The 24325-nt window shown below is 64.5% G+C and carries 23 protein-coding genes and 1 pseudogene; 6 read left to right on the plus strand and 18 right to left on the minus strand.

The window, feature by feature from the left end; genetic code table 11:
• The 12 genes from FXB41_RS13785 to eno form a co-directional block, all read right to left on the minus strand.
• On the minus strand, window positions 1–122 hold a 122-nt coding region (locus tag FXB41_RS13785; protein WP_219682252.1), incomplete at its 3' end, for a biotin/lipoyl-containing protein.
• Between the two features lie 61 nt (window positions 123–183).
• Window positions 184–636, minus strand: coding sequence for a nucleoside deaminase (locus FXB41_RS13790; protein ID WP_007590624.1), 453 nt, complete (start codon window positions 634–636; stop codon window positions 184–186).
• Window positions 637–638: 2 nt separating this feature from the next.
• On the minus strand, window positions 639–941 hold the full coding sequence (locus FXB41_RS13795; RefSeq protein ID WP_007590623.1) for a DUF5076 domain-containing protein: 303 nt from the start codon (window positions 939–941) through the stop codon (window positions 639–641).
• Between the two features lie 3 nt (window positions 942–944).
• On the minus strand, window positions 945–2327 hold the full coding sequence (locus tag FXB41_RS13800) for a pyruvate dehydrogenase complex E1 component subunit beta (protein ID WP_219682161.1): 1383 nt from the start codon (window positions 2325–2327) through the stop codon (window positions 945–947).
• Between the two features lie 29 nt (window positions 2328–2356).
• Window positions 2357–3379: a pyruvate dehydrogenase (acetyl-transferring) E1 component subunit alpha gene (pdhA, locus tag FXB41_RS13805; RefSeq protein WP_007590620.1), complete on the minus strand. Its 1023-nt coding sequence runs from the start codon at window positions 3377–3379 to the stop codon at window positions 2357–2359.
• A gap of 267 nt (window positions 3380–3646) precedes the next feature.
• Window positions 3647–5164 (minus strand): aldehyde dehydrogenase, encoded by a 1518-nt coding sequence (gene adh, locus FXB41_RS13810; protein WP_219682162.1) that lies wholly within the window; start codon window positions 5162–5164, stop codon window positions 3647–3649.
• A 294-nt stretch (window positions 5165–5458) separates the two neighbouring features.
• Window positions 5459–6421: a helix-turn-helix domain-containing protein gene (locus tag FXB41_RS13815; RefSeq protein WP_219682163.1), complete on the minus strand. Its 963-nt coding sequence runs from the start codon at window positions 6419–6421 to the stop codon at window positions 5459–5461.
• A 167-nt stretch (window positions 6422–6588) separates the two neighbouring features.
• Window positions 6589–6906, minus strand: coding sequence for an FtsB family cell division protein (locus FXB41_RS13820; RefSeq protein ID WP_007590617.1), 318 nt, complete (start codon window positions 6904–6906; stop codon window positions 6589–6591).
• Window positions 6907–7142: 236 nt separating this feature from the next.
• Complete coding sequence (locus FXB41_RS13825; protein WP_219682164.1) at window positions 7143–7694, minus strand: NADPH-dependent FMN reductase; 552 nt, start codon at window positions 7692–7694, stop codon at window positions 7143–7145.
• 175 nt (window positions 7695–7869) lie between these two features.
• On the minus strand, window positions 7870–8868 hold the full coding sequence (locus tag FXB41_RS13830; protein WP_219682165.1) for an MBL fold metallo-hydrolase: 999 nt from the start codon (window positions 8866–8868) through the stop codon (window positions 7870–7872).
• Between the two features lie 121 nt (window positions 8869–8989).
• Window positions 8990–10123: a zinc-binding dehydrogenase gene (locus FXB41_RS13835; RefSeq protein WP_219682166.1), complete on the minus strand. Its 1134-nt coding sequence runs from the start codon at window positions 10121–10123 to the stop codon at window positions 8990–8992.
• Window positions 10124–10157: 34 nt separating this feature from the next.
• Window positions 10158–11441 carry a phosphopyruvate hydratase gene (eno, locus tag FXB41_RS13840; protein ID WP_007590612.1) on the minus strand — a complete coding sequence of 428 codons (1284 nt, stop codon included), beginning with the start codon at window positions 11439–11441 and terminating at the stop codon, window positions 10158–10160.
• 123 nt (window positions 11442–11564) lie between these two features.
• Between eno and queF the strand changes: the two genes are divergently transcribed.
• Both queF and FXB41_RS13850 read left to right on the plus strand, forming a co-directional pair.
• On the plus strand, window positions 11565–12041 hold the full coding sequence (queF, locus tag FXB41_RS13845; RefSeq protein ID WP_007590611.1) for a preQ(1) synthase: 477 nt from the start codon (window positions 11565–11567) through the stop codon (window positions 12039–12041).
• Between the two features lie 16 nt (window positions 12042–12057).
• On the plus strand, window positions 12058–12843 hold the full coding sequence (locus FXB41_RS13850; protein WP_219682167.1) for a substrate-binding domain-containing protein: 786 nt from the start codon (window positions 12058–12060) through the stop codon (window positions 12841–12843).
• Here the strand turns inward: FXB41_RS13850 and FXB41_RS13855 are convergent.
• Both FXB41_RS13855 and FXB41_RS13860 read right to left on the minus strand, forming a co-directional pair.
• Window positions 12809–13084, minus strand: a pseudogene (locus FXB41_RS13855) (hypothetical protein); the annotation flags it as partial. The gene FXB41_RS13850 and the pseudogene FXB41_RS13855 overlap by 35 nt on opposite strands.
• Before the next feature lie 71 nt (window positions 13085–13155).
• On the minus strand, window positions 13156–14910 hold the full coding sequence (locus FXB41_RS13860; protein ID WP_219682169.1) for a winged helix-turn-helix domain-containing tetratricopeptide repeat protein: 1755 nt from the start codon (window positions 14908–14910) through the stop codon (window positions 13156–13158).
• Window positions 14911–15250: 340 nt separating this feature from the next.
• Here FXB41_RS13860 and FXB41_RS13865 point away from each other — a divergent pair, with 340 nt between their 5' ends.
• Window positions 15251–16645: an amidase gene (locus FXB41_RS13865; protein WP_311985845.1), complete on the plus strand. Its 1395-nt coding sequence runs from the start codon at window positions 15251–15253 to the stop codon at window positions 16643–16645.
• Window positions 16646–16769: 124 nt separating this feature from the next.
• Here FXB41_RS13865 and glsA read toward each other — a convergent pair whose 3' ends face one another.
• From glsA to FXB41_RS13885, 4 genes are all read right to left on the minus strand, one after another.
• Window positions 16770–18644 carry a glutaminase A gene (gene glsA / locus FXB41_RS13870; RefSeq protein ID WP_219682170.1) on the minus strand — a complete coding sequence of 625 codons (1875 nt, stop codon included), beginning with the start codon at window positions 18642–18644 and terminating at the stop codon, window positions 16770–16772.
• A gap of 144 nt (window positions 18645–18788) precedes the next feature.
• Entirely contained in the window at window positions 18789–19997 is a 1209-nt protein-coding gene (locus FXB41_RS13875) for an MFS transporter (RefSeq protein WP_219682171.1), read from the minus strand.
• Window positions 19997–20860 (minus strand): 3-deoxy-8-phosphooctulonate synthase, encoded by an 864-nt coding sequence (gene kdsA, locus FXB41_RS13880; protein ID WP_219682172.1) that lies wholly within the window; start codon window positions 20858–20860, stop codon window positions 19997–19999. The genes FXB41_RS13875 and kdsA overlap by 1 nt, the downstream gene beginning before the upstream one ends.
• A 125-nt stretch (window positions 20861–20985) precedes the next feature.
• Window positions 20986–21312 (minus strand): NIPSNAP family protein, encoded by a 327-nt coding sequence (locus FXB41_RS13885; RefSeq protein WP_007590607.1) that lies wholly within the window; start codon window positions 21310–21312, stop codon window positions 20986–20988.
• Window positions 21313–21510: 198 nt separating this feature from the next.
• Here FXB41_RS13885 and FXB41_RS13890 point away from each other — a divergent pair, with 198 nt between their 5' ends.
• The 3 genes from FXB41_RS13890 (at window position 21511) to FXB41_RS13900 (ending at window position 24324) form a co-directional block, all read left to right on the plus strand.
• Window positions 21511–22185 (plus strand): response regulator transcription factor, encoded by a 675-nt coding sequence (locus FXB41_RS13890; protein WP_007590606.1) that lies wholly within the window; start codon window positions 21511–21513, stop codon window positions 22183–22185.
• Window positions 22182–23558, plus strand: a complete 1377-nt coding sequence (locus tag FXB41_RS13895; RefSeq protein WP_219682173.1) for a sensor histidine kinase — start codon at window positions 22182–22184, stop codon at window positions 23556–23558. Before FXB41_RS13890 ends, FXB41_RS13895 begins: the two co-directional genes overlap by 4 nt.
• A 103-nt stretch (window positions 23559–23661) precedes the next feature.
• Entirely contained in the window at window positions 23662–24324 is a 663-nt protein-coding gene (locus FXB41_RS13900; RefSeq protein ID WP_219682174.1) for a class I SAM-dependent methyltransferase, read from the plus strand.
• The last annotated feature ends 1 nt before the right edge of the window (window position 24325 follow it).

A 24325-nucleotide genomic window follows, 5' to 3' on the forward strand; every position in this document is an offset into this window, starting at 1 on the left:
GTCTCGATCTCGGCGATGACGTCGCCGGATTTGACCTTGTCGCCTTCCTTCTTCAGCCACTTGGCGAGGTTGCCCTTCTCCATCGTCGGCGAAAGAGCGGGCATCAGGATGTTGATGGGCATGCTGACCTCAAGAAGAACTTTGCAAAAATCCGTCTCCGGACCGGAGACGAACAGACCAGGTTTAATTGCCGATGTCGCCCTGCCACAGGCGCTCATTGGCCGGGATGGAACGCCAGTTCTTCATCATTGTGATGGAGCGGTCGTCCGCAAGGTCGATCCACGGGATGCCGAACTTGTCGAGAATGTCCTTGGAGCCCTCGAAGGTGACGGACTCTCCGATCACCACGAGCTTGACCTTGAACAGCGCGAGCGCACCGGCACACATCGCGCATGGCGACAGCGTGGTGTACATGACGGTATCGTGGAACGAAATCGCACCCGCCTCGCGCAGGCAACTCATCTCGCCGTGCAGGATCGGATTGTTCTCCTGCACGCGGTTGTTGTGGCCGCGGGCAATGACCTTGTTGTCGCGGGTCAGCACGGCGCCGATCGGCAGGCCGCCTTGCGCGATCGAGGCTTCCGCCTCGCGGATCGCCTCCAGCATGAAATCGAAATGATAGGATTCGATCGCCACGGTCAGTGCCCCTTCCCGCGCGGCGTCGTGGTGCCGGTGTCGGTGGGACGCTCGATCTCGGCCTGGAACATCTCGATGATCCGGTTCAGCGCGTCCTCCTCGGTGTATTCGCTCTCGCGCGCATAGGCGCGCGCGGCGTGACGGGCGAGATCGACGAGCAGCAGGCCCCACATGTCGGGTTCGTCGAAGGCCCGCTGGAACGCCATCGACAGCCCGCCGTCCAGCACGAACACGCGCAGGATCTCGACCGCATCATCGCGGACGAGGACGTCGGGTGGTAATGGCTGCTCCTTCGGACCCGCCATGGTCTACCTGTAGCAGACGGCTTTAGCGGCCTCGACCACTTCGGCAGCCGAGGGCAGCGCGAGCTTTTCCAGGTTCGCGGCATAGGGCATCGGCACGTCCTTGCCGGAGACGCGGGTTACAGGCGCATCCAGATAGTCGAAGGCATGCTCCATGATTCGCGCGGCGATCTCGGCGCCGACACCGCTCTGGGCCCAGCCCTCTTCCACCGTGACGGCGCGGCCGGTCTTCTTGACCGAGTTGACGATCGTCTCGGTGTCCATCGGGCGCAGCGTGCGCAGATCGATCACTTCGGCCTCGATGCCGTCCTTGGCGAGTTCGTCGGCGGCCTTCAGCGCGTAGCTCATGCCGTTCGACCACGAGATGATCGTGACATGGCTGCCGGAACGCACGATGCGCGCCTTGCCGATCGGAATCACGAAATCGTCGAGCTTCGGCACCTCGCCAGTGTGACCGTAGAGCATCTCGTTCTCGAGGAAGATCACCGGGTTGGGATCGCGGATCGCAGCCTTGAGCAGGCCCTTGTAATCAGCGGCCGAGAACGGCGCGACGACCTTGAGGCCCGGGACATTGGAATACCAGGACGAATAATCCTGGCTGTGCTGGGCGGCCACGCGGGAAGCGGCGCCATTGGGCCCGCGGAACACGATCGAGCAGCCCATCTGGCCGCCGGACATGTAGAGCGTCTTGGCCGCGGAGTTGATGATCTGGTCGATCGCCTGCATGGCGAAGTTGAAGGTCATGAACTCGACGATCGGCTTCAACCCGCTCATCGCGGCGCCGACTCCGATGCCGGCAAAGCCGTGCTCGGTGATCGGCGTGTCGATCACGCGCTTGGCGCCGAATTCCTGAAGCAACCCTTGCGTCACCTTGTAGGCGCCTTGGTATTCGGCGACCTCTTCGCCCATCACGAAGACGTCGGCGTCACGGCGCATCTCTTCGGCCATGGCATCGCGCAGGGCTTCGCGGATGGTCTGCGTCACCATTTCGGTGCCGGCAGGCACTTCCGGGTCGGGCTCTGCGACGGCCTGCGCTGCCGGCGCAGCCTTGGGAGCTGGCGCTTCGGCTTTTGCAGCGGCGGGGGCTGCGGATTCGGCAGCCTTCTGCTGCGGAGCGGGCGCCTTGGCGAGATCGGCGGCACTCTCGCCATCGGCGAGAATCGTCGCAATCGGCGTGTTCACGGCAACGTCGGCTGTGCCCTCGGGGATCAGGATCTTGCCGAGCGTACCTTCATCGGTCGCCTCGACCTCCATGGTCGCCTTGTCTGTCTCGATCTCGGCGATGACGTCGCCGGACTTGATCGTCTCACCCTCTTTTTTCAGCCATTTGGAGAGGTTGCCCTTCTCCATCGTGGGCGACAACGCGGGCATCAGCACTTGAATTGGCATATCGACTCCAAAAGAAAGCTTGCGCGCGTTCAGCGGTAAATATCGGTCCAGAGCTCGGCGGCATCCGGCTCGGGATCATGCTGGGCGAAATCGGCGGACGCATTGACGATGTCGCGCACCTCGGCGTCGATCGCCTTCAGATCCTGCTCGCTGACCTTGGCGGCCAACAGGCGGTTGCGCACCTGCTCGATCGGATCCTGGTCGTGGCGGACTTTCTCGACCTCCTCGCGCGTTCTGTACTTTGCGGGATCGGACATCGAGTGGCCGCGATAACGGTAGGTCTGCATCTCCAGGATGAAGGGTCCCTTGCCGGCGCGGCACCAGGCCGCAGCTTCGTCGCCGGCGGCCTTGACGGCACGGACGTCCATGCCGTCGACCTGCTGGCCGGGAATGTTGAAGGAGGCGCCGCGCTTGGAGAAATCCTGCTGCGCCGAGGCGCGCGAGACCGAAGTGCCCATGGCGTAGCGGTTGTTCTCGATGACGTAGATCACCGGCAGCTTCCAGAGCTCCGCCATGTTGAAGCTCTCATAGACCTGGCCCTGGTTGGCCGCACCGTCGCCGAAATAGGTGACGCTGACATTGTCGTTGTCGCGATAGTGATTGGCGAAAGCGAGCCCGGTGCCGAGCGAGACCTGGGCGCCGACGATGCCGTGGCCGCCGTAAAAGTGCTTCTCCTTGCTGAACATGTGCATGGAGCCGCCCTTGCCCTTGGAATAGCCGCCGCGACGGCCCGTGAGCTCGGCCATGACGCCGTTGGCCTCCATGCCGGTGGCGAGCATATGGCCGTGATCGCGATAGCCGGTGATGACCTGATCGCCCGGCTTCAGGGCCATCTGCATCCCGACCACCACGGCCTCCTGGCCGATATAAAGGTGGCAGAAGCCGCCGATCGCGCCCATGCCGTAGAGCTGGCCGGCCTTTTCCTCGAACCGCCGGATCAGGAGCATGTCGCGGAGCGCCTTGAGCTCCTGCTCTCTGGTGAATTCCGGGGGCGAACCGCCGTCGGTCTTGTCCTGTGCAGTGCTTGCGGCGGCTTTCTTGGGTGCGGCCATGGGAATTCCGGGTCAGAGAAAACTTCAGCCCTCTCTAACCCAAGTCAAACGCCCTTGGAAAGCACCGCGGCGGCATGGCACGACTTTCATTATGCCGCACTGCAACGTGATCGTAATATTGCAAAATCTTTGACGCGGATCGGGCAACAAATCGACACGGTCGCCGCACGCGCAGATTCGTGGCCGCGTCAAGCAACGTTGAGCCAACGCGGTCCCGACATTTGGAACGGGCGGCGCAGAACGGCGCCGCCCTCTCCGCCCGCCCGATCAGAAGAAGCCGAGCTTCTTGGGGCTGTAGCTGACCAGCAGGTTCTTGGTCTGCTGGTAGTGATCGAGCATCATCTTGTGGGTCTCGCGCCCGACGCCCGACTGCTTGTAGCCGCCGAAGGCCGCATGCGCGGGATAGGCATGGTAGCAGTTGGTCCAGACCCGGCCGGCCTGGATCGCCCGGCCGAAGCGATAGCAGCGGTTGGCGTCGCGGCTCCAGACGCCGGCCCCCAGGCCATAGGGCGTGTCGTTGGCGATCTCGAGCGCCTCTTCGTCGCTCTTGAAGGTCGTGACCGAAACGACGGGGCCGAAGATCTCCTCCTGGAAGACGCGCATCTTGTTGTGGCCCTCGAACACGGTCGGCTGGACGTAGAAGCCGCCGGCGAGATCGCCGCCAAGCTCGGCGCGTCCGCCGCCGGCCAGCACCTTTGCCCCCTCTTGCTTGCCGATGTCGATGTAGGAGAGAATTTTTGCGAGCTGCTCGCCCGACGCCTGCGCGCCGATCATGGTGTCGGCCGCGCGCGGGTCGCCCTGCTTGATCGCGGCGACGCGCTTCAGCGCCCGCTCCATGAAGCGGTCATAGATATCGGCATGGACCAGCGCCCGGCTCGGACAGGTGCAGACCTCGCCCTGGTTCAGCGCGAACATGACGAAACCTTCGATCGCCTTGTCGAAGAAGTCGTCGTCTTCGACGGTGACGTCGCTGAAGAAGATGTTGGGCGACTTGCCGCCTAGCTCGAGCGTGACGGGAATGAGGTTCTGGCTGGCATATTGCATAATCAGCCGGCCCGTCGTGGTCTCGCCGGTGAAGGCGATCTTGGCGATGCGCGGGCTGGACGCGAGCGGCTTGCCGGCTTCCAACCCAAAGCCGTTGACGATGTTGAGGACGCCGGCCGGCAGAATGTCGCCGATGATCTCGGCCCAGACCATGATCGAGGCCGGGGTCTGCTCGGCCGGTTTGAGCACAACGCAATTGTCGGCGGCGAGCGCGGGCGCGAGCTTCCAGCAGGCCATCAGCAGCGGGAAGTTCCAAGGAATGATCTGGCCGACCACGCCGAGCGGTTCGTGGAAATGATAGGCGACGGTGTCGTGATCGATCTCGGAGAGACTGCCTTCCTGGGCGCGGATGGCGCCGGCGAAATAACGGAAGTGGTCGATCGCCAGCGGCAGGTCGGCGGCGCGGGTCTCGCGGATCGGCTTGCCGTTGTCCCAGGTCTCGGCGATGGCGAGACGCTCGAGATTGTCTTCCATGCGGTCGGCGATCCGGTTCAGCATCGCGGCGCGCTCGGCGACGCTGGTGCGGCCCCAGGCGGCCTTCGCGGCATGCGCTGCATCGAGGGCTGCTTCGACGTCCTGCGCGTCGGAGCGCGCGATCTTGCAGACGATCTGGCCCGTCACCGGCGAGGCATTGTCGAAATACTTGCCGGCGATCGGCGCGACGAATTTGCCGCCGATGAAATTGTCGTAGCGTTCGGCGAAGGGAATTTTGGTGACGCTGAGGAATTCTACCTTGTTCATTGATCGCTCCCGATGTTTGCTGTTTGCGCAATTCGTCGCGTGGTCGCGACTTGCGCCAACGATGTCGCGGGAGGCGTGTTCTGTCAGCCCTGATGGGAGCGATGACGGAGCCGACCTGTCGCAGTTCTGCGACAGGTGTCGAGGCTGCACGTCATGCCGCCGCACATACTGACCTCATCCTGAGGAGCGCGCTCGTGCGCGCGTCTCGAAGGATGGCTGGTGGTGACAGCAGGGCCTCTTGTGGTTCGCGACGACCGCTTCGCGGTCTCCTCACCATGAATATCTACCAGCAGCTCAATGCGCGTTCAGCTCGAACCGCTTGAGTTTTCTGTGCAGCGTGGCGCGGCTGACGCCGAGGGCCTTGGCGGCCGCCGACACGTTGCCACCGGCGCGCAGCAGTGCCCGCTGCAACACCGCGCGCTGACCGCCAGCAAGATGATCGCGCGCGGTGTCGCCGCCGAGGAGATCGGCCGCGGGCACTGGTCGCAACGCCCGGCCCGGCGCGAGCCCCAGTCCTGCCCGGGCAGTCCTGGTCGCGCCGATCACGAGATCGTCCGCATCGACCGCAACGAGGCCGCCGCACTGGCCGTCCGCAGCTTGCGTCAGCACGATGCGGGCGTGGGCGAAGGCCCTGCGAAACAGATCGGCTTCGATACGCTTGGCCGCCTCACCGGCCGCGAGCGCGATCAGACTGGAAAACACGTCAGTGCGGTCGGCGCGGCAGGAGGAGACGTCGAGCACGCCCGCGAACGCAGCCTCATGGTCGAAGATCGGAACGGCGGTGCAGCTCAGAAGCGTGTTACGGGTAAAGAAATGCTGGTCGCGGTCGATCGTCAGCGGTCGTTGCTCGACGAGGCAGGTACCGATGCCGTTGGTGCCCTCATGCTCCTCGCTCCAGACCGCGCCGGTCCAGAGGCCCCAGGACTGAAATGTCGCATCGTCCGCCGGGGTGCCGCGGCGATCGACCGGCACGCCGTCGCCGTCGGCGAGCAGCACGCAGCAGCCGCTGGCGCCGACCGCCTGGTAGAGCCGGTCCATTGCACCTCGCGCAGCGGCGAGCAGCGGCGCGATGCGCTCGCGCGCGTGGTGCAACTCGGCTTCGCTCAGCCGGTTCGGTGAGCTGCGGCCTGCGGGATCGAGACGATGCAATCTGGACGAACGGCGCCACGAGGCCACAAGCGACGAGCGTGCCGCCTGGCCTGACGTAATGGCGGCCTCGACACGGGCCGCGTGATGCCGGGGGGATTGCCCATTCATCACTGTTTCCTCCAGGTGGCAATCTAAACGGTGCCGGCACGGCCCGGTTGATCTGCGTCAACCCTGGCCATGGCGCTGGCAGCCATGAGCCCTTTGCGGCGCTGCCGTCAAGGCGGCAGTCCGGTTCCAGGCTTCAACTTGGAAGTCTTCAACTTTAGGAAGAGTGGTTAGTTCGCCGGGATCGTCCGGACGAGATCGCGCGGATTGACGTAGTCGAGCTGGAAGCGCGCCCGCTCGTCCAGCATGTCGGGGTCGATCTTCGCGGAGCGCAGCAGCGAAACGCGCTGCTCGCTCCTGGCACGCTCGCGCTTGAGCTGAGCCAGCTCGCTGGTCAGCGCCACGATCTCCTGGTCGAGCTCCTGGCGGGCGTTGAGGCCGTATTTGCCGGTATAGGCGTTGACACCGAAATAACCGACGATGGCAGCCGCCATCGCATAGAGGGCAAGACCGGTCAGGATCGATTTCAGGCGCGCGCGGGAGACCATCTTGGGAAGATGGGACAGGTTGGTTAAGGGCGTGCTAATTTCCGGCCGCTGGCCCGGCGCGCGACGCTAGCGGACCCTCATGGCGAGGAGGCGCAAAGCGCCGTCTCGCGGACGATGCTTCGCATCGCCGCGAGAACCATGAAGGCACGGCAGTTTCCCGGAGCCATCCTTCGAGACGAACGCTTCGCGTTCTCCTCAGGATGAGGGCCTATGCTGTGGCTGCGGGCGATTTGGCCTCAGCCGTGATGCTTCGCGACGTGCACCGCAAACGCGTCGATATAGGCCTGGAGCACGGGCTTCAGGGACTCCTTAGTCAGGTTGCCCTCAGCGTCGAACGCGTCGCCCACCCCGTTCAGATAGGCCTCCGGCTGCTGCATGATCGGGCCGGAAATGCCCGGCAGGATGTTCTGCAGCGTCTTGGCGGCGCTGACGCCGCCGAGCGGGCCCGGCGAGTTCGCGATGATGCCGACCGGCTTGCCGTTGAACGAGCTCTTGCCATAGGGCCGCGAGGCGACGTCGATGGCGTTCTTCAGCACGCCCGGGATCGCCCGATTGTATTCCGGCGTGACGAAGATGACGCCGTCCGACTTCTGGATCTTTTCGCGAAAAGACAGCCAGTCGGCCGGCGGCGCGCCCTCGAGGTCCTGATTGAAGAACGAGATGCCGGCCGGCGTGATGACCTCGAGCTTGAGCGAGGCCGGCGCGAGCTTGGCGAGCGCATTGGCGATCTTCAGCGAAAAGCTGTCCTTGCGCAGGCTGCCGGCGATCGTGACGATATTGTAGGCCATGGAGTGTCCTCGAAGTCTTCAGCGGGAGTGCCGGGGCGGCACTTAAGCGATCCCGAGTGATGGATGCAAGTGCATGGACCGGTCGGATTTGGAAACGCTGGGTTTCTGAACGGTTGCCCAAACCATCAGGCCGCCAAGTGGCGGCCTGAGTCGTTGGTGCAATCCGCAAATCGGTTCAGATCGTCGGATTCCACGCCGACGGGATCAGGCGATATTTGGCGCCGTCCTTCTCGACATGGCCGACCGAGGGAAACGTGAAGTGGAAGCCGATCACGGTCGCCTTCTCGGCCGCCGCAATGTCGTAGAACTTGTGACGCGTCTCCTGCGCCAGCGCAGCATCGGTATCGAACACCACATGCCAGTCCGGATTGCGCAGGAAGAACTCCGGGATGTTGGTGACGTCGGACTGGATCAGCACCTTGGCATCGCCGGAGGCGACCGCGAACGAGGTGTGCCCCGGGGTGTGACCGGGCGTCGCGATCGAGGTGATGCCCGGCGCGACCTCCTTGCCCCAGGCGTACTTCGTCACCTTGGATTCGAGGCCGGCAAAGGTCTTCTTCACGTTGGCGAAGTAGTTCTTCATCATCGCGTTGGACTCGGCCTTGGCGGCGTTGTCCTCGCTGGTCCAGAACTCCCAGTCCTTGCCCGGCACCATGATCTCCGCATTGGGGAAGGCAAGCGCGCCGTCGGCGAGACGAATGCCGTTGGTGTGGTCGGGATGCAGATGCGAGAGCAGCACGACATCGATGCTCTTCGGGTCGACGCCGGCGGCCTGGAGGTTCTGCAGCGTGCGGCCGACCTCGCCCTTGCTGGGCTCGAGATTGGCGACACCGTTGCCGGTATCGATCAGCACGAGCTTGGAGCCGGTGTTGATGAGCTGCGGGTTGAACGGCACCGTGACCATGCCCTTCGGCATGTAGGCCGCCTCGCCCGCGGCCAGCGCTTCCTCCTTCGACGCGTTGACGACGAACTTGTCCGGCATCGGGAAAGTGCGCGCACCGTCATTGATCGAGGTGCACTCGTAGCTGCCGACCTTGTAGCGGTAGAAGCCCGGCGCCTGCGTGCCGGCTTGCGGCACCGCGGCATTGGCGGTGGTCAATCCAAGCTTGGTCATCGCAGCCGCACCGAGGACGGCGGCGCCTGCGAGCAGATGGCGGCGATTGAGATCGGTCATGGAGAAGTCCCCTTCTGAGCGCGCCTTGCGGATTTGTCCGCTTTCGATGGCGGCGGAATAATCTCCCGCTTCGCTCAGAAGGCAAGACCTTCTTTGGGTGACGTGCCGTCGCACGTGCCGATTATTTATTTGGGTTGATGAGGAATTTTTCGCCGGTGGCGCGTTTGGCATAGACCGCGATATTGGCGGGATCGAGCGCCTCGGAAAGCGATACCACCTTGGTGTAGTGGCTGGCGAACGTGGTCTTCAGTTCGTCGACGACGCGCTGGCGCAGCCTGGCCCCGTCCGCCTGCCCGATCTTCATCAGGAACGGAAACAGCAGCCAGCCGCCGACGCCCCAGGCCATGCCGAAGCCGCGCGGCAGCTCGATCGGGCGGACATCGAGCGCGCCATAGACGTAGACCTGCTTGTGCACGTTGGAGCCGTAGCGGCTGTATTCCTTCGCGGTCTTGTTGATCGCGACTTCCATGCAGTTGAGGATGTCGCCGGCGAGCTTGCCGCCGCCGATGGCGTCGAAGGCGATGGTGGCGCCGGTCTCGACCAGCGCATTGGTGAGATCGCCGAGGAAGCTCGGCGCGGTGGAATCGACGACATATTTGGCGCCGATCTTGTGCAGGATGTCGGCCTGCTCCTTGCTGCGCACGATGTTGACCAGCGGGATCCCGTCCTTGATGCAGATCTTGTTCAGCATCTGGCCGAGATTGGATGCGGCCGCAGTGTGCACCAGCGCCTTGTGACCCTCGCGCCGCATGGTCTCGGTCATGCCGAGCGCGGTCAGCGGATTGACGAAGCAGGAGGCACCTTCGGCCGGCGTGGTGCCCTCCGGCAGCGGCAGGCACTCGCGCACTTTCAGCGTGCGATACTGCGTGTACATCGCGCCGCCGATCATGGCGACGGTCTTGCCCATCAGCGCCTTCGCGGCATCGGACGAGCCGGTCCTGATCACGACGCCCGCGCCTTCGTTACCGACCGGCATGGATTCGTCGAGCCGGCCTGCCATCGCCCGCATCGCGGCTTCCGGCACCTTGGCGGTGATGACGGGAGCGCTCTTGTCGCCGGAAGCCTTTGCCGTGCTCATGTCGGCCGCGCCGATCAGGAGCCCGAGGTCGGACGGATTGATCGGCGCCGCCTCGACGCGGACGACGACCTCGTCCGCGGCGGGTTCGGGGGTCGGCACGTCGAGCAGCGAGATTTCGAGCTCACCGCTCTTCTTGATCAGCGAACGCAGTTGCAGGCCGTTCTTGCCGTCGCTCATGTCGATCCTCCCCTGTCCTTGTCCGAGCGCTGGCTTATGCCAGCGCCTTCAGTGCCGCCTTGCCGCCGTAGAGCGCCTGCTTGCCGAGCTGCTGCTCGATGCGCAAGAGCTGGTTGTATTTGGCGGTGCGATCGGAGCGCGCAAGGGAGCCGGTCTTGATCTGTCCGCAATTGGTGGCGACCGCGAGGTCGGCGATGGTGGAATCCTCGGTCTCGCCGGAGCGGTGCGACATCACCGAGGTGTAGCCGGCCTTGTGCGCCATCTCGACGGCGGCGAGAGTCTCGGTCAGCGTGCCGATCTGGTTGACCTTGATCAGGATCGAGTTGGCCCGTCCGGCCTTGATGCCTTCAGCGAGCCGCTTGACGTTGGTGACGAAGAGATCGTCGCCGACGAGCTGGCACTTCTTGCCGACGAGGTCGGTCAACTCCTTCCAGCCGTCCATGTCGTCTTCCGACATGCCGTCCTCGATGGTCACGATCGGATAGCGCGAGACCAGGTCGGCGAGATACTTCGCCTGCTCGGAGATCGAGCGGGTCTTGCCCTCGCCTTCGTAGACGTACTTGCCGTCCTTGAAGAACTCGGTCGAGGCGCAGTCGAGGCCGATGACGATGTCGGAGCCCGCCTTGTAGCCGGCCTTGCCGATCGCGTTCATGACGAATTCGAGCGCGGCGTCCGCCGACGGCAGGTTCGGGGCAAAGCCGCCCTCGTCGCCGACATTGGTGTTGTGGCCGGCCTTCTTCAGCTCCGACTTCAGGGTATGGAAGACTTCGGCGCCGTAGCGCAGGCCCTCGGCGAAGGAGGATGCGCCAACCGGCAGGATCATGAACTCCTGGAAGTCGATCGGATTGTCGGCGTGCATTCCGCCATTGATGATGTTCATCATCGGCACCGGCAAGAGACGCGCGGAGGTGCCGCCGACGTAACGGTACAGCGGCATGTCGAGCGAGTTCGCGGCCGCCTTGGCGCAGGCGAGCGACACGCCGAGGATGGCGTTGGCGCCCAGCCGGCTCTTGTTCGGCGTGCCGTCGAGGTCGATCATGATCTGGTCGAGCTGGGCCTGCTGCTCGACATCGAGGCCGCTCAGCGCCTCGAAGATCTCGCCGTTGACGGCGCCGACCGCCTTGGTGACGCCCTTGCCGAGATAGCGGGCCTTGTCGCCGTCGCGCAGTTCCACCGCCTCATGGGCACCGGTCGAGGCGCCTGACGGCACGGCGGCACGGCCGAGCGCACCATCTTCCAGCACGACGTCGACCTCGACGGTGGGATTGCCACGGCTATCCAGGATTTCGCGTCCGATGATGTCGATGATGGCGGTCATGAGGGCCTCTTTTCGGGGACTAAGCAGTCAGTTGGGGTGCTTCTACCGCAATGCATCGAAACGGAAAAGGCCGGGTGACGGCCGCACGATGATTGGCTAAGAGGGCGCCACGGAGGCGGCCTGATGTCGAAAAAACCCAGCAAATCGAACAACTCCCCTGCTTTGCAGCTTGGCCGCGCCGTGGAATGGCCGGATGCGCCCGAGAAGGCAAAACTCGACCGCGTGCCCAATCCGCAAGGAGGCACCGATTATCTGGTCCGTTTCACCGTGCCCGAGTTCACCTCGCTCTGCCCGGTCACCGGACAGCCGGATTTCGCACATCTGATGATCGACTACGCCCCCGGCCAATGGTTGCTGGAGTCGAAATCGCTCAAGCTCTACATCGCGAGCTTCCGCAATCACGGCGCCTTCCACGAGGATTGCACGGTGATGATCGGCAAGCGCATCGCAAGCGAGATCAAGCCGAAGTTCTTGCGCATCGGCGGCTATTGGTATCCGCGCGGCGGCATCCCGATCGACGTGTTCTGGCAGACCGGCCGCGCGCCCAAGGGATTGTGGGTGCCCGAGCAGGGCGTCGCGCCCTATCGCGGAAGGGGTTAGTGGGAGAGGAACAACAATGAAATCGACCTCAGCAACATTCCGAAACCTTGGATTGGGCCTTCTGGGCATCCTGTGGCTGACCGGCGCGGCCGAGGCTGTCGAAGTCCGGGTGATGATCTCGGGCGGCCTGACGGCCGCCTACAAGGTGCTTGTGCCGGAGTTCGAGAAGGCCACCGGCAACAAGGTGCTGACGGAGTATGGGCCCTCGATGGGGACCACGACCAATGCCATCCCGGTCCGGCTGGAGCGCGGAGAGGCGGCCGATGTCCTGATCATGGTGGGCTACGCCCTCACCGATCTCGCCAGCAAGGGCAAGGTCGTTGCCGGCAGCCAGGTCGACCTGACGAGATCGCCGATCGGCATCGCCGTGAAATCTGGCGCGCCGAAGCCGGACATCAGCTCGGTGGAAGCGGTCAAGCGCGCGTTGCTCGCAGCGAAGACGATCGCCTATTCCGACAGCGCCAGCGGCGTCTATGTTTCGACCGAAATGTTTGAAAAGCTCGGCATTGCCGATGTCATGAAGGACAAGGCGCGCAAGATTCCGGCAACGCCGGTCGGCGAGATCGTCGCCCACGGCGATGCCGAGCTCGGCTTTCAGCAGATCAGCGAGCTGAAGCCCGTGAAGGGGATCGATATCGTCGGGCCGCTGCCGAACGAATTGCAGCAGATCACGATCTTCTCAGCCGGCATCGCAAGCGTTTCTAAAGAGCCCGAGGCTGGCCGGGCCTTGATCAAGTTCCTAGCTTCCCCGGCCGCCCGCGACGCGATCATAGAGAGCGGCATGGAGCCGATCGGGAACTAGCGGGCTCGCGGGCAAAACAATGCCCGCTCAGCACCAGCGTCTTGACCGGCAGCAGCAGAGCCTGAATCCGCAAATGCGTGGCGTGGACACGTCCAGTCGCATCGACGACATGCAATCCGAAGCTCTTGAACACGCCGAGCTTTCCCGACGAGATCAGTTCGTGATTGCTGGTGTAAGCGTTGGCGATACAACTGCCGCTTGGCGTCACGCTCTGGAGACCGCCTTTGTAGATTGGGGCAAGATTGCGCACCGATCAGTCTTGGAGCAAGGCGTCGCACCGCATCGCGGACGAGGCCAGCCCCGCCATGAGGGTCACTGAGGCAGACCGGCCAGCTTCAAACCCTCATAGAAGCGGTTGCGCTCCAGCCAGAAGGTCGGGTCACGCGAGTACTCGGATGCTTTCAGGCTGCCAACGGTGTGGCCCGGAAGACGTTTTTGATACTCGATCAGGTTAACTTTGGCCTGCTCACTGCGCCCGTGCAGGGCATCGATCGCGGCAAGCCATTGCCAGGCAAATCCGTTTTGCGGGCTACTGATCGTCACCTGGCGCATATGCGCGTAGGCAAGGTCGTCGTGATGCAGGTGAAATTCGGCCATTCCCAGTGTAAAGTAGCCCAGCCCCACCTGCTCGGAATTCAGCGGATCGAGGCGGAGCGAGAGCATCACCGGACCGGCGACCTCTTCCGGATGGCCTTGCTGCAACTTCAGAAAACCAAGTCGCTGCAGCGCCCGCGGCTGGTTCGGGTAGAGCGCGAGCGCGCGCTGAAGGGCGTGTTCGGCATCATCGATCCGGCTTTGAACCGACAATACGAGGCTGCGGACATAGTTTGCGCGAGCATCGTTGGGCTGGAGCGCCAATGATCGTTCGATCGCTTGCGCTGCGAGCGCGGTCTGGCGGTCGGGTGCGGTGCTCCATCTGTTCAGCACCTCCGTGACATGACTGAGCGCCAGACCTGCTAATGCAGAGGCTGAATCGGGATCGATTTGCAGTGACTGTTCGAACAGAGCGCGCGCCCGCTGCGGCCCGTCGCGCGTATGGATCCGTTTGAGCAAACGCCAGCCCTGGAGCGTCGGATCGATCGCTGCGAAGCTGCGGCCGGCATAAGGCCTGTCGAGCGGTGTTTCGGCCTCATCGATGCGGACCTTCAGCTCATTGGCGATGCGCGCGGTGACGTCCCGTCGCCAATTCCATCCAGCCTGTTCAGCGTAATCGAATCGGCCCGACCACAAGAGTGCGTCGTTGGCATTCGCCTGCAGCTTCAAGACGATCGAGACCGCTTCGCCTTGTCGCTGCACGCTGCCGCTCAAGACGTAGGCAACGTCCAATCGGCGGCCGACCTGCGACGCATCACCAGCGAAGCCGGGCGGTGAATGCCTGCTAGAATCCCCGATCACGAGCGTGTCGGGCAGGCGCGAGATTTCGATCGAGAGATCTTCACCAATGGCCTCGGCGAGTTCGCCGGCGTTTTCGCTGCCGGTACCATTAAGAGGCAAAATGGTGATCGTGTTCTTGCTCATGAGGCCGGGGCTCTGTGCCCTGTCTGGTATTCCGAGCCAGAGCGCGGCGGCAATCGCGACGGCGCAGACGGTCCCGAGCGCAACCAGCCATGGCGACGACCGGCTAGTCAGGGACGCCAGCAAGCCAGGCCGGCTGGCATCCTCCCGGACGCCTGCCGCTTCAGAGACGGGCGAGGCATCGATGCACCGAGCGTCCAGCAAATAGCCGCGGCGAGGCACGGTCTTGATCACCTGTTGACTGCTATCCCCAAACGCGGCTCGGAGTTCGCTGATGCACTGAACGAGGGAATCGTCGGTGACCACCACGTCAGGCCATACCGCTTCGATCAGCTCATCCTTGCTCAACAGTCGGCTGGGACGACGGGCGAGATAGATCAGCAGGGCAAAGCTCTTCGGACGCAATGCGACCACGGAGCCGCGGACGAGCAATTCGCCGCGCTCCACGTTGATGTCAAAATGCGCGAAATGAAGCACACCGGGCGAAGCTGCGCCCGCCGCACCGCCAGCAGCGACACCCGGTTTGGTTTTCGTGCCAATTTCGGCGTTCATTCGGCACTCTTTCGGGTGTCCCGGCGGCGACGCGCCTAGCGTGTCCGAGATGGGCCGTAGCGGTACGGTCACAGCCCGATCCGGAATGCTAATCCAAATCTATCGTCACGGGAATGGCAGTCGGGATCACAGTGGCCGCAGGAGGTCCTCATGGCTTTGAACCGACGTCTGTTTCTGGGTGCGGCCGCCGGGGCCATCGTGCCCGCGGCAGAGACATCGCTCAAGCCGGCTTTTGCCCAGGGAGCCGCAGTCTCGTCCCGTTCGGAACAGGATCTGGCCTACGCCAATGTAAGCCAGTTGCGCGCATTGCTCGATGCACGCAAAGGTCTCGGCAACCGAGTTGGTCGAGCACGCGATCGGCCGAATCGAGGCCCTCGATTCCCGCATTAACGCCGTGGTCGTGCGTGATTTCGAGCGGGCCCGGACCGCAGCGCGCGAAGCGGACGCGGCGCTTGCGCGCGGCGAGCGCCGGCAGTTGCTTGGGATACCCATGACGGTCAAGGAATCCTTCAACGTCGGCGGCCTGCCGACCACGTGGGGTTTGCCGGCTGGCCGCGACTGGCGGGCCGCCGAGGATGCCGTTGCGGTCGCCCGGCTGAAGGCGGCAGGGGCCGTGATCCTGGGCAAGACCAACATCGCCTTCTCCATTGCCGACTGGCAAAGTTCCAACCCCATCTATGGGACGACGAACAATCCTTGGGATCTCAAGCGCTCGCCGGGCGGTTCATCCGGCGGATCGGCCGCAGCGCTGGCGGCCGGATATGTCCCGCTGGAGCTTGGGTCCGATCTCAGCGCATCGCTGCGCGTGCCCGCACATTTGTGCGGCGTGTTCACCCATAAGCCGACATCCAATCTGGTCCCTCAGCGCGGCCACGCACCGCCACGCTCGCCTGCTTTCGCAACAGATTTGACCAATGGAATGGGCGTCTGCGGGCCGATGGCCCGCAGTGCCGCCGATCTTTCCTTGGCGTTGGATGTCATCGCCGGGCCCGATGACAATGAGGCTGCGGCCTATCGCCTCCAGCTTCCTGCCGCACGGCACACGGTGCTGAAAAACTTTCGCGTTCTGGTTCTCGATGGTCATCCTCTGTTGCCGGTGGAACAGGAGATACGGAGTGCGATCGATCAACTCGCGAACCGACTGGTGGCGACCGGCGTGACAGTCGCGCGATCCAGCTCGCTGCTGCCCGATCTCGCCGAGTCCGCGCGTTTGCACACGCGCCTGGTGCGCAATTTTGCCGCGTTCGGTCGTGATCCCGAATTCTTCAAGGACATTCAGGAAAAGGTCGCAGCGTTGAAGCCGGATGACGACAGTCTGAAGGCCTGGCGGACGCGCGCGCCGCTGCTGAGCCACCACGAGGTAATGGCGGCGGAAATCGCCCGCGCCCGTCTGCGTCTGCAATGGGCCCGTCTGTTCGGGGAATTCGACGTGGTCCTCTGTCCCGCCTTTGCCGTGACCGCATTCCCGCACGGCCACAAGCCGGATCAAGAGCAGCGCACGATCGACATCGATGGCGAGATCCATCCCTATCTGTCCCTGGTCGTATGGGCGACGCTCGCGACACCGCCCGGCCTGCCCGCAACGGTGATACCAGCAGGGCAATCGAAGAGCGGCCTTCCGATCGGCGTCCAGATCATGGGCCCACGGTACGAGGACCGCACTACGCTTGCCTTCGCGCAATTGCTCGAAAGAGAGTATGGTGGATTTACCAAGCCGCCCGAAATGGCTCGATAATCAGGCAGGCATCGCGATGCGAGCAGCGGAGGTCGCCCGGCGCCTGCTCGTCTTGAAGCGCACCGCCTGACATCGGCGTGTCAAAAGACACTCACGAGCAGAAGAGTGCTCCTCAGCCGCAGGTCTAATAGGCGCTGAGCAAATCGACCTTCGCATTTGCGAGCACCAGACGCCGCGCCAAAATCGCAGCGAGATTGCGCATGATTTTGAGCGAGGTCTCGGGATGCACGCGACGATAATCGGCAAAGCTGTCGAGCGGCAATTCGAGGCAGGTCACCGGCGTGTCGGCGAACACGTCGGCGCTGCGGCTTCCCTCCAGGATCGCCATCTCGCCGAATGCCATGCCGGAACCGAGCGAGGCCAGCCGCACGCCGCTCCGCAGCTTCACGCTGACCATGCCGCTCTGGAGGAAGAACAGCGAATTGGCGGGCTCGCCGGCGGCGATGATGCGCTGGCCGGCCGCGTAGTGCCGCGTGGTCGACAGCTTGACGATGGCGGCGATCTCGTCGGCATCGAGCTCGGCCAGCAGTGCCTGCTCGCCGAGATGCGCGCTCTCCTTCACGTCGGTGAAGCCGCCGAAGCGGTAGATCACCTGATCCTCGGCCCATTCGATCGCATCGTCCAGCAGTGCAAAACGCCGTAACCGGCGCGGCTCGGCCGTGCGCGCCGAGATCGCCGTCCACACAGCCGAGGTCTCCTCGAAGCCCGACAGGATCGTGATGATGCCGGCATTGCCGAGCGCCGCCAGCGTCTCGCCCAGAAGCTCAGCACCTGCCGCGGTGATGTCGGGGACGCGACGGAAATCGATGATCAGCAGCGGCGCATTCGGCGGCTCGCTGGTGAGCCGTCGCGTGACATAGTCGATGGTGCCGAAATTCATCGCGCCGACCAGTTCGAGCACGCGGATGTCGCTGTGGCGCTCGTCGAGAATCTGCTGCTCGCGCGGCGGGCGGCTTCGGCGCGAGGAAATTCCGTAGACGTCGTAGTCCGCCATGATGCTGGTGCGGACATCGGCATTACGGTTGAGCATGTGCAGGTCGAACCGCGCTGACAGCGCCTCGCACACTTTCAGGCCGCGCGCGCTGTTGAAGTGGTTGTCCAGCAGCGGCGAGAAGGTGCCGAGCCCGAGTTGCGAGGGCAGCGCCGCGACGATACCGCCGCCGACACCGCTCTTGGCGGGGATGCCGACGCGGTAGGTCCACTCGCCGGCATAGTCGTACATGCCCGAGCTCGTCATCACCGAGAGCGTGCGGGCGACGATGTGTGGCGTGATCACCTGCGCGCCCGTCACCGGATTGATGCCGCGATTGGCGAGCGTTGCCGCCATCACCGCCAGATCGCGCGCGGTGACCAGGATCGCGCATTGGCGGAAATAGACGTCGAGCACGGCGTCGACGTCATCAGGCAGCACCGCGTAATTCCGCAACAGCCAGGCAATGGCCCGGTTGCGGTTGCCGGTCGCCATCTCCGAGGCGTGCACGGCCTCGTCGACTCCGAGCTCGCGGCCGGCAAACTGGCTGAGCTTCGAGCGGACGCGCTCGAAGGCGCCCTTCCCGTCCACCTCGTAGATCAGGCCCGAGCAGGCAATCGCACCGGCATTGACCATGGGATTGAAGGGGCGATTGTCGTTGGTGAGCCGGATCGAATTGAAGGCCTCGCCGCTCGGCTCGACCCCAATGGTCGCCGAGACGCGTTCCTCGCCGACCATCTCCAGCGCCAGTGCGAACACGAAGGCTTTTGAGACCGACTGGATCGTGAACGGCACCGCGCTGTCGCCGACCTCGTAGACATGGCCGTCGATGGTGACAAGCGCGATGCCAAAATGGTCGGGGTTGGCGCGCTTCAGCTCGGGGATGTAGTCGGCAAGCTCGCCAGAATTGTCGGCTCGGAATTCTTCGTAGCAAGCGGTCAGGAAGCGCCGGAGCGGGGGCTTGGTGGGATACCCGGTCGATCGGATCACGCTGGTCGCGCTGGGCGAACGGCTGGTCTGGGCGTCCACGATCTCACACCTCGCTTTGCCCAAAATCAAAGCAATTCATGTGCCATGCATGCACGGGCTCCCGTGGCACGGTGACGCGAGTTGCGCATTGTGCCAGCGAACAGAAGCGCGACCGTTGATCTGGCCGGTAGTTCGATACTTCCGTCAGGTCCGCGCGTCGGATGGCGCCCGCTGCTTCAACAGCCGCGCGCACACGAAACCGAGCGCCACCATGATCGCGGCGCTCGCGAACAGGGTCGGCATCTTGCCGCCATGCTGCAGGCCAAGGCCATAGGCGAGCGGCCCGACCGTCTGCCCCATGAAGAAGAAGAACGAATGCAGCGACAGCGCGGTGGCGCGTGCTTCGACCGAGAGCTCGCTGGCAAACATCTGAAGGCAACCATGGGCGATGTAGAAGCCCCAGCCCATCACGACAAGATTGAGCGCCTGCACTTCCCAGCGCGGGCCGAAGGCGACGACAACGAGCTGCGAAGCGACCAGCGTCATGCCCGCGATCATCATGCCCTTCATGCCCAGCCATGGCAGCAGGCGCGACACCGTCAGTGTGTAGAACAAGCCGCCGACCGCAAATCCCGCGATGACGATGCCCGCGATCGAGAGCGAGGTCTGACCGAGCTCGAACAGGAACGAGGCGATGTAGGGAAACAGGCCGAGCACGCAGCAGCCTTCGATGAACACCGCCGAATAACAGACATAGGCGTTCGGGTTGGTGAAGATGGTGCGATAGCCCGCCTTCAGCGCCGACAGGCTCGTCTTCGGCGGATGCTTGACCTTGGCGCCACGAAAACCGGCGGCGACCGCGACCGACGCAACAATCACGAGCACCCCGAGCACCGCCAGCACGCCGCGCCAGCCGAGGAAATCGCCGATCAAGCCGGAAGCGGAGGCGCCGAGCAGATTGCCCGTCATCGCGCCGGCGAGCGTGCGGCTGATCGCGACCTGGCGTTTCTCCGGACCGACGAGATCGCTGGTCAGGCTGAGCGCCACCGGAAACACGCCGCCGGAGCCGATGCCGGCGAGGATACGGGTTGCGAACAGAACAGAGAACGAGCTCGAGAGCGCCCCCAGGATATTGGCAAGGCCGAGCAGCGCGAGGCAGCCGATCATCAGCCGCGTCTTGCCGAACAGATCGGCGGCGGCACCGACGATCGGCTGGATGATCGAGAAGGTGAAGGCGAACATCGCGGCAAAGCCCGCAGCCGTCGCGATACTGACGCCAAAGTCCTCGGCGACGTGCGGCAGCACCGGATCGAGCGCGCGCGCGGAGAGCGCCGCGGCAAAGCTTGCACCGGAGATGACGTAGAGCGCGGCCGGCAGGCCGTGATCGTGCGCCCGCGCCTCGCCTTGCTGCATCAGCGCGGGTCGGCTTTGGTCGAATCCTTGGCGAGCGTGTCGAACGCCATCAGCCTTCGGATCAGCCCTTCGAACTCGCGCAGCGGCACCATGTTGAGTCCGTCGGACGGCGCGCTGTCGGGGTCGGGATGAGTCTCGATGAAGACACCGGCAACACCAACAGCGACGGCTGCGCGCGCGAGCACCGGCACGAATTCGCGCTCGCCTCCGGAAGACGTCCCCTTCCCGCCCGGCTGTTGCACCGAATGAGTCGCGTCGAAGATCACGGGTGCGCCGGTGGAGCGCGCCAGGATCGGCAATGCGCGCATGTCCGAGACCAGGGTGTTGTAGCCGAAGGAGGCACCGCGTTCGGTCACGAGCACGTTGGGATTGTTCGCGCTCGTGATTTTGGAGACGACGTTGGCCATGTCCCAGGGCGCGAGAAACTGACCCTTCTTGACGTTGACGACCTTGCCGGTTGCGGCGGCCGCCAGCAGCAGATCGGTCTGGCGACACAGAAAGGCGGGGATCTGCAGGATGTCCACCGCCTGCGCCACCTCGGCGCACTGCGCGGAGTCGTGCACGTCGGTCAGGACCGGCAGGCCGAGCGACGATCGGATTTCGGCAAAGATCGGCAGCGACTGGGCAAGCCCGAGGCCACGCGCAGCCGACGCGCTGGTGCGATTGGCCTTGTCGAATGAGGTCTTGTAGACGAGGCCGATCTGCAGTCGCGCGGCGATCTCCTTCAGCGCGGAGGCCACCTCCAGCGCATGCTGGCGGCTTTCGAGCTGACACGGCCCGGCAATGATCGAGATCGGCAGATCATTGCCGAATTTGACCTTGCCAATGGTGACGACCGGCGCCGCTGACGTCGAAGAGCTCAAGGCAAATCCCTCGTTTCGGCGCGACCATAGCCGCGATGAAGGGCGGATCAACCCCATTCGGCCTCGCCTCCCAGAATATCAGGGTTGCACCCAGGCCCTCAGCTATGGCCTCGCGCCGGCGGCCTCTACTTCACCGCCGAGAAGGCGGTCGGCGCCAGGATCTGGCTGACGATGTTGCCGACAATCTGGCCGTCCGCCTCGCTCTCGGCGCGCCCTTTCATCCAGTCCGGATCGGTCATGAAGGCGGCCCACTTCTTCTCGCGCTCGGCGAGCGACTCCCAGGCCAGGAAATAGGTCAGCTCCTGGTTGGATTCACCGATGAGCGTCGTGAAAAACCCGGCCTGCCTGATGCCGTGCTTTTCCCACACCTTCAGCGTGACGGTCTCGAACCGCTTGAGAAGTGCCGGCAGGCGGCCGGGCACGCAGCGATAGATGCGCATTTCGTAGATCATTCTTGTTCCTCCCTGATCAGGTCCGGCGGTTATAACGGCTGGCCCTGACGGTGTCTTGAGGCCCGCTCGGCCGCCCCCGGTGGCGTTCCGCGCATGGCTAGGGCCCGCTCAAAGCCACTTCCTCGTGAGGCGGTTCCCGCAATGCTGCCGCAATGATACGGCCGCTAGATTGGCGTGATTGAGGTTGAGGTGCGGATCATGCGGATTTTGCTCGTCGAGGACGAGGCCGAAATGGCCGACGCGCTGGCGTCGGCGCTGAAGCGCTACGATATGGTGGTCGACCACGCCCCAACGCTCGCCGAGGCGGAAGAGGCCATTTCTGCCGACGTCCACGCCGCCGTCCTGCTCGATCGCCAGCTTCCCGATGGCGACGGTCTCACCCTGATCCCGAAACTGCGGGCGCGCGCCGACGGCGTGCCGATCATCGTGTTGACGGCGCGCGGCGAACTCGCCGATCGGGTCGCCGGACTGGACTGCGGGGCGGATGATTATCTGTCAAAGCCGTTCGCGGTGGAGGAATTATTGGCGCGGCTGCGCGCCGTGCTGCGCCGGCCCGCCGGGATGCAGCCCGACATCATGCACGCCGGCCGCCTCGCTTTCGATTTCGGCCATCGCGAGGCAAGCATCGACGGGGCTCCGCTCGAGCTGCCACGGCGCGAGCTCCTCGTGCTGGAAGCCCTGGTCCGCCGCATGGGCCGGACCGTGCTGCGCTCCGCGCTGGAAGAAGCCGTCTACAGTTTCGACGACGAGATCCAGTCGAACGCGCTCGATACGCACGTGTCGCGCCTGCGCCGCAAACTCTCGGAAGCCGATGCGCGCGTGGAGATCCACGGCATCCGCGGCGTCGGCTATCTCTTGAAAAAGCTGCCATGAGCAAGCACCACGATCCCTATTGCCTGCGCTCGCGACTGAGCTGGCGCCTGCTGTCGCTCCAGGCGGTGCTGCTCACGGCGCTCGTTGCCGTCGTCGTCGGGGCATTGAGCGCGTCCGGGTTCGTGATCGCCGGGCGCGACGAAGATCGCGTGATCGACATCGTCCAGCGCGCGCTCGCGCGCGATGCGCAAGGCAACCTGGCCCTGCGATCGACGACCGAGCTGAAACAATTGCGCAGCGAGACCCCCGATCTCTGGTTCCTGGTCCGCGACAGGCAGGGACATTCGCTCAGCGAAGGCGCCGTGCCGGCCGAGTTCGCCGCGATCGGCAGCGGCCTCGACCAGATCAGCCAGGCGCGGCTCGGCTGGCAGCTGCTCGAGGACGATCCGCGCAAGCCCCCGGCGCGGCTGAAGCGGGTCGATACCGACGCCGGCAATGTGCAAATCATCACGGCGACGCAAGGCAGGCTCACCGGCGCCAAGGCGTTGTTCATGACGTCGCTTGCATTGCTCGGCATGGCCCTGCCCGGACTGCTCCTCATGGGTACGGCGACCTTCATTGCCACACCGATGATCGTGCGGCGCGCCTTTAGGGGGATCGATGCGACGGCGGACCAGGCGCGGCGCATCGACATCCATCAACGCGGCGCGCGGCTGTCGCTGGACCGGATTCCGCTGGAGGTCATGCCGCTCGTGACCGCGGTCAACGACGCGCTGGCGCGGCTAGACCAGGGCTATGCCCGCCACAAGCGCTTCGTCGCCGATGCCGCACACGAGTTGCGCACGCCAATTGCAATCCTGAACACGCGGCTGGAGTCGCTTCCGGCGGGGCCGGAGAAGACCCGGTTGCTGGAGGATTCCGCGCGGCTGGCTACGCTTGCCGAGCAACTGCTCGACATTCAGCGCCTCGACCGCTGCGGTCATCCCTTCACGCGCGTCGACCTCGTCGCAATCGCGCAAAGTGCGGCCGCAGATCTCGCGCCGCTGGCCATTGCCGCCGGCTACGAGCTGGCGCTCGATGCCCCCTCCACGCCGGTCGAAACGATCGGCGATGCGGCGGCGCTGGAGCGCGCGCTGACCAACCTCGTGCAGAATGCGATCCAGCACGGCCCTCGCCGCGGCACCATCGGCATTCGTGTCACGAGGCCCGCGAGCATCGAGGTCACGGACGAAGGCGCCGGCATTCCGGCCGATCAGCGCGAACAGATATTCGAGCCATTCTATCGGCTGACACCGCTCGATCGCGGTGCCGGCCTCGGCCTCAACATGGTGCGCGAGATCGTGCTCCTGCATGGCGGCCACATCTCGGTCGCGGACGGAGCGATCGGCGGCGCGTGCTTCAGGATTTCACTGCCGCCAGTCCGGGAGAATTGACGCAATCGGCAGGCGGCACGCAATGCTGTCGCAATGCACGCAAGCGATTGTTCGGCCGCCTCACCTCTGACCTGCGAGGCGCAACCAAGATGCCGGAGTGCGCATGCCCAACGATTTCCTCTCGTTCTTCCTGTCATGGATGTCAGCCCCGCGTCGCGTCGGCGCGATCGCGCCGTCAGGCGCGGCGCTGGCCGATCTCATCACCCGCGAGATCACCGCATCGACCGGCCCTGTTCTCGAGCTCGGCCCCGGCACCGGCGCGTTCACCTACAAGCTGCTCAAACGCGGCGTGCGCCAGCAGGACCTCACGCTGGTCGAATACGGCTCCGACTTCATGAAGCTGCTACAGATGCGTTTCCCCAACGCGCGCGTCTTGTGGATGGATGCGGGGCGGCTGGCAGCGGAACGCCTCTATGACGGCGCACCCGTCGGCGCGGTCGTGAGCGGCCTGCCGCTGCTCAACATGTCGACGCGCAAGGTCGTCTCGATCGTCGGTGGCGCGTTCAGTCATGTCCGCCCCGGCGGCGCGTTCTACCAGTTCACCTATGGCATGAGTTGCCCGATCCCGCGGCCCGTGCTCGACCGGCTAGGCTTGCGCGCAAAGCTGGTGGATCGTGCCCTGCTGAACGTGCCGCCGGCCGCCGTCTACAAGCTGACGCGACGACCGCAGATGAAGCTCGTCACGGGATCGCTTGCGCCTGATACGTCAATGCCGGCTGCGCCGGAGCCGATGCTTCTCGCACGTGACTGCACCGCCACGCCCTGAG

Source organism: Bradyrhizobium canariense (assembly GCF_019402665.1).
Lineage (GTDB): Bacteria > Pseudomonadota > Alphaproteobacteria > Rhizobiales > Xanthobacteraceae > Bradyrhizobium > Bradyrhizobium canariense.

Coding starts and splice junctions, on each gene's coding strand:
- FXB41_RS13795 (WP_007590623.1), bottom strand. CDS start 941: ATGGCGGGTCCGAAGGAGCAGCCATTACCACCCGACGTCCTCGTCCGC.
- FXB41_RS13800 (WP_219682161.1), bottom strand. CDS start 2,327: ATGCCAATTCAAGTGCTGATGCCCGCGTTGTCGCCCACGATGGAGAAG.
- pdhA (WP_007590620.1), bottom strand. CDS start 3,379: ATGGCCGCACCCAAGAAAGCCGCCGCAAGCACTGCACAGGACAAGACC.
- adh (WP_219682162.1), bottom strand. CDS start 5,164: ATGAACAAGGTAGAATTCCTCAGCGTCACCAAAATTCCCTTCGCCGAA.
- FXB41_RS13815 (WP_219682163.1), bottom strand. CDS start 6,421: ATGAATGGGCAATCCCCCCGGCATCACGCGGCCCGTGTCGAGGCCGCC.
- FXB41_RS13820 (WP_007590617.1), bottom strand. CDS start 6,906: ATGGTCTCCCGCGCGCGCCTGAAATCGATCCTGACCGGTCTTGCCCTC.
- FXB41_RS13825 (WP_219682164.1), bottom strand. CDS start 7,694: ATGGCCTACAATATCGTCACGATCGCCGGCAGCCTGCGCAAGGACAGC.
- FXB41_RS13830 (WP_219682165.1), bottom strand. CDS start 8,868: ATGACCGATCTCAATCGCCGCCATCTGCTCGCAGGCGCCGCCGTCCTC.
- FXB41_RS13835 (WP_219682166.1), bottom strand. CDS start 10,123: ATGAGCGACGGCAAGAACGGCCTGCAACTGCGTTCGCTGATCAAGAAG.
- eno (WP_007590612.1), bottom strand. CDS start 11,441: ATGACCGCCATCATCGACATCATCGGACGCGAAATCCTGGATAGCCGT.
- queF (WP_007590611.1), top strand. CDS start 11,565: ATGTCGAAAAAACCCAGCAAATCGAACAACTCCCCTGCTTTGCAGCTT.
- FXB41_RS13850 (WP_219682167.1), top strand. CDS start 12,058: ATGAAATCGACCTCAGCAACATTCCGAAACCTTGGATTGGGCCTTCTG.
- FXB41_RS13860 (WP_219682169.1), bottom strand. CDS start 14,910: ATGAACGCCGAAATTGGCACGAAAACCAAACCGGGTGTCGCTGCTGGC.
- FXB41_RS13875 (WP_219682171.1), bottom strand. CDS start 19,997: ATGCAGCAAGGCGAGGCGCGGGCGCACGATCACGGCCTGCCGGCCGCG.
- FXB41_RS13885 (WP_007590607.1), bottom strand. CDS start 21,312: ATGATCTACGAAATGCGCATCTATCGCTGCGTGCCCGGCCGCCTGCCG.
- FXB41_RS13890 (WP_007590606.1), top strand. CDS start 21,511: ATGCGGATTTTGCTCGTCGAGGACGAGGCCGAAATGGCCGACGCGCTG.
- FXB41_RS13895 (WP_219682173.1), top strand. CDS start 22,182: ATGAGCAAGCACCACGATCCCTATTGCCTGCGCTCGCGACTGAGCTGG.
- FXB41_RS13900 (WP_219682174.1), top strand. CDS start 23,662: ATGCCCAACGATTTCCTCTCGTTCTTCCTGTCATGGATGTCAGCCCCG.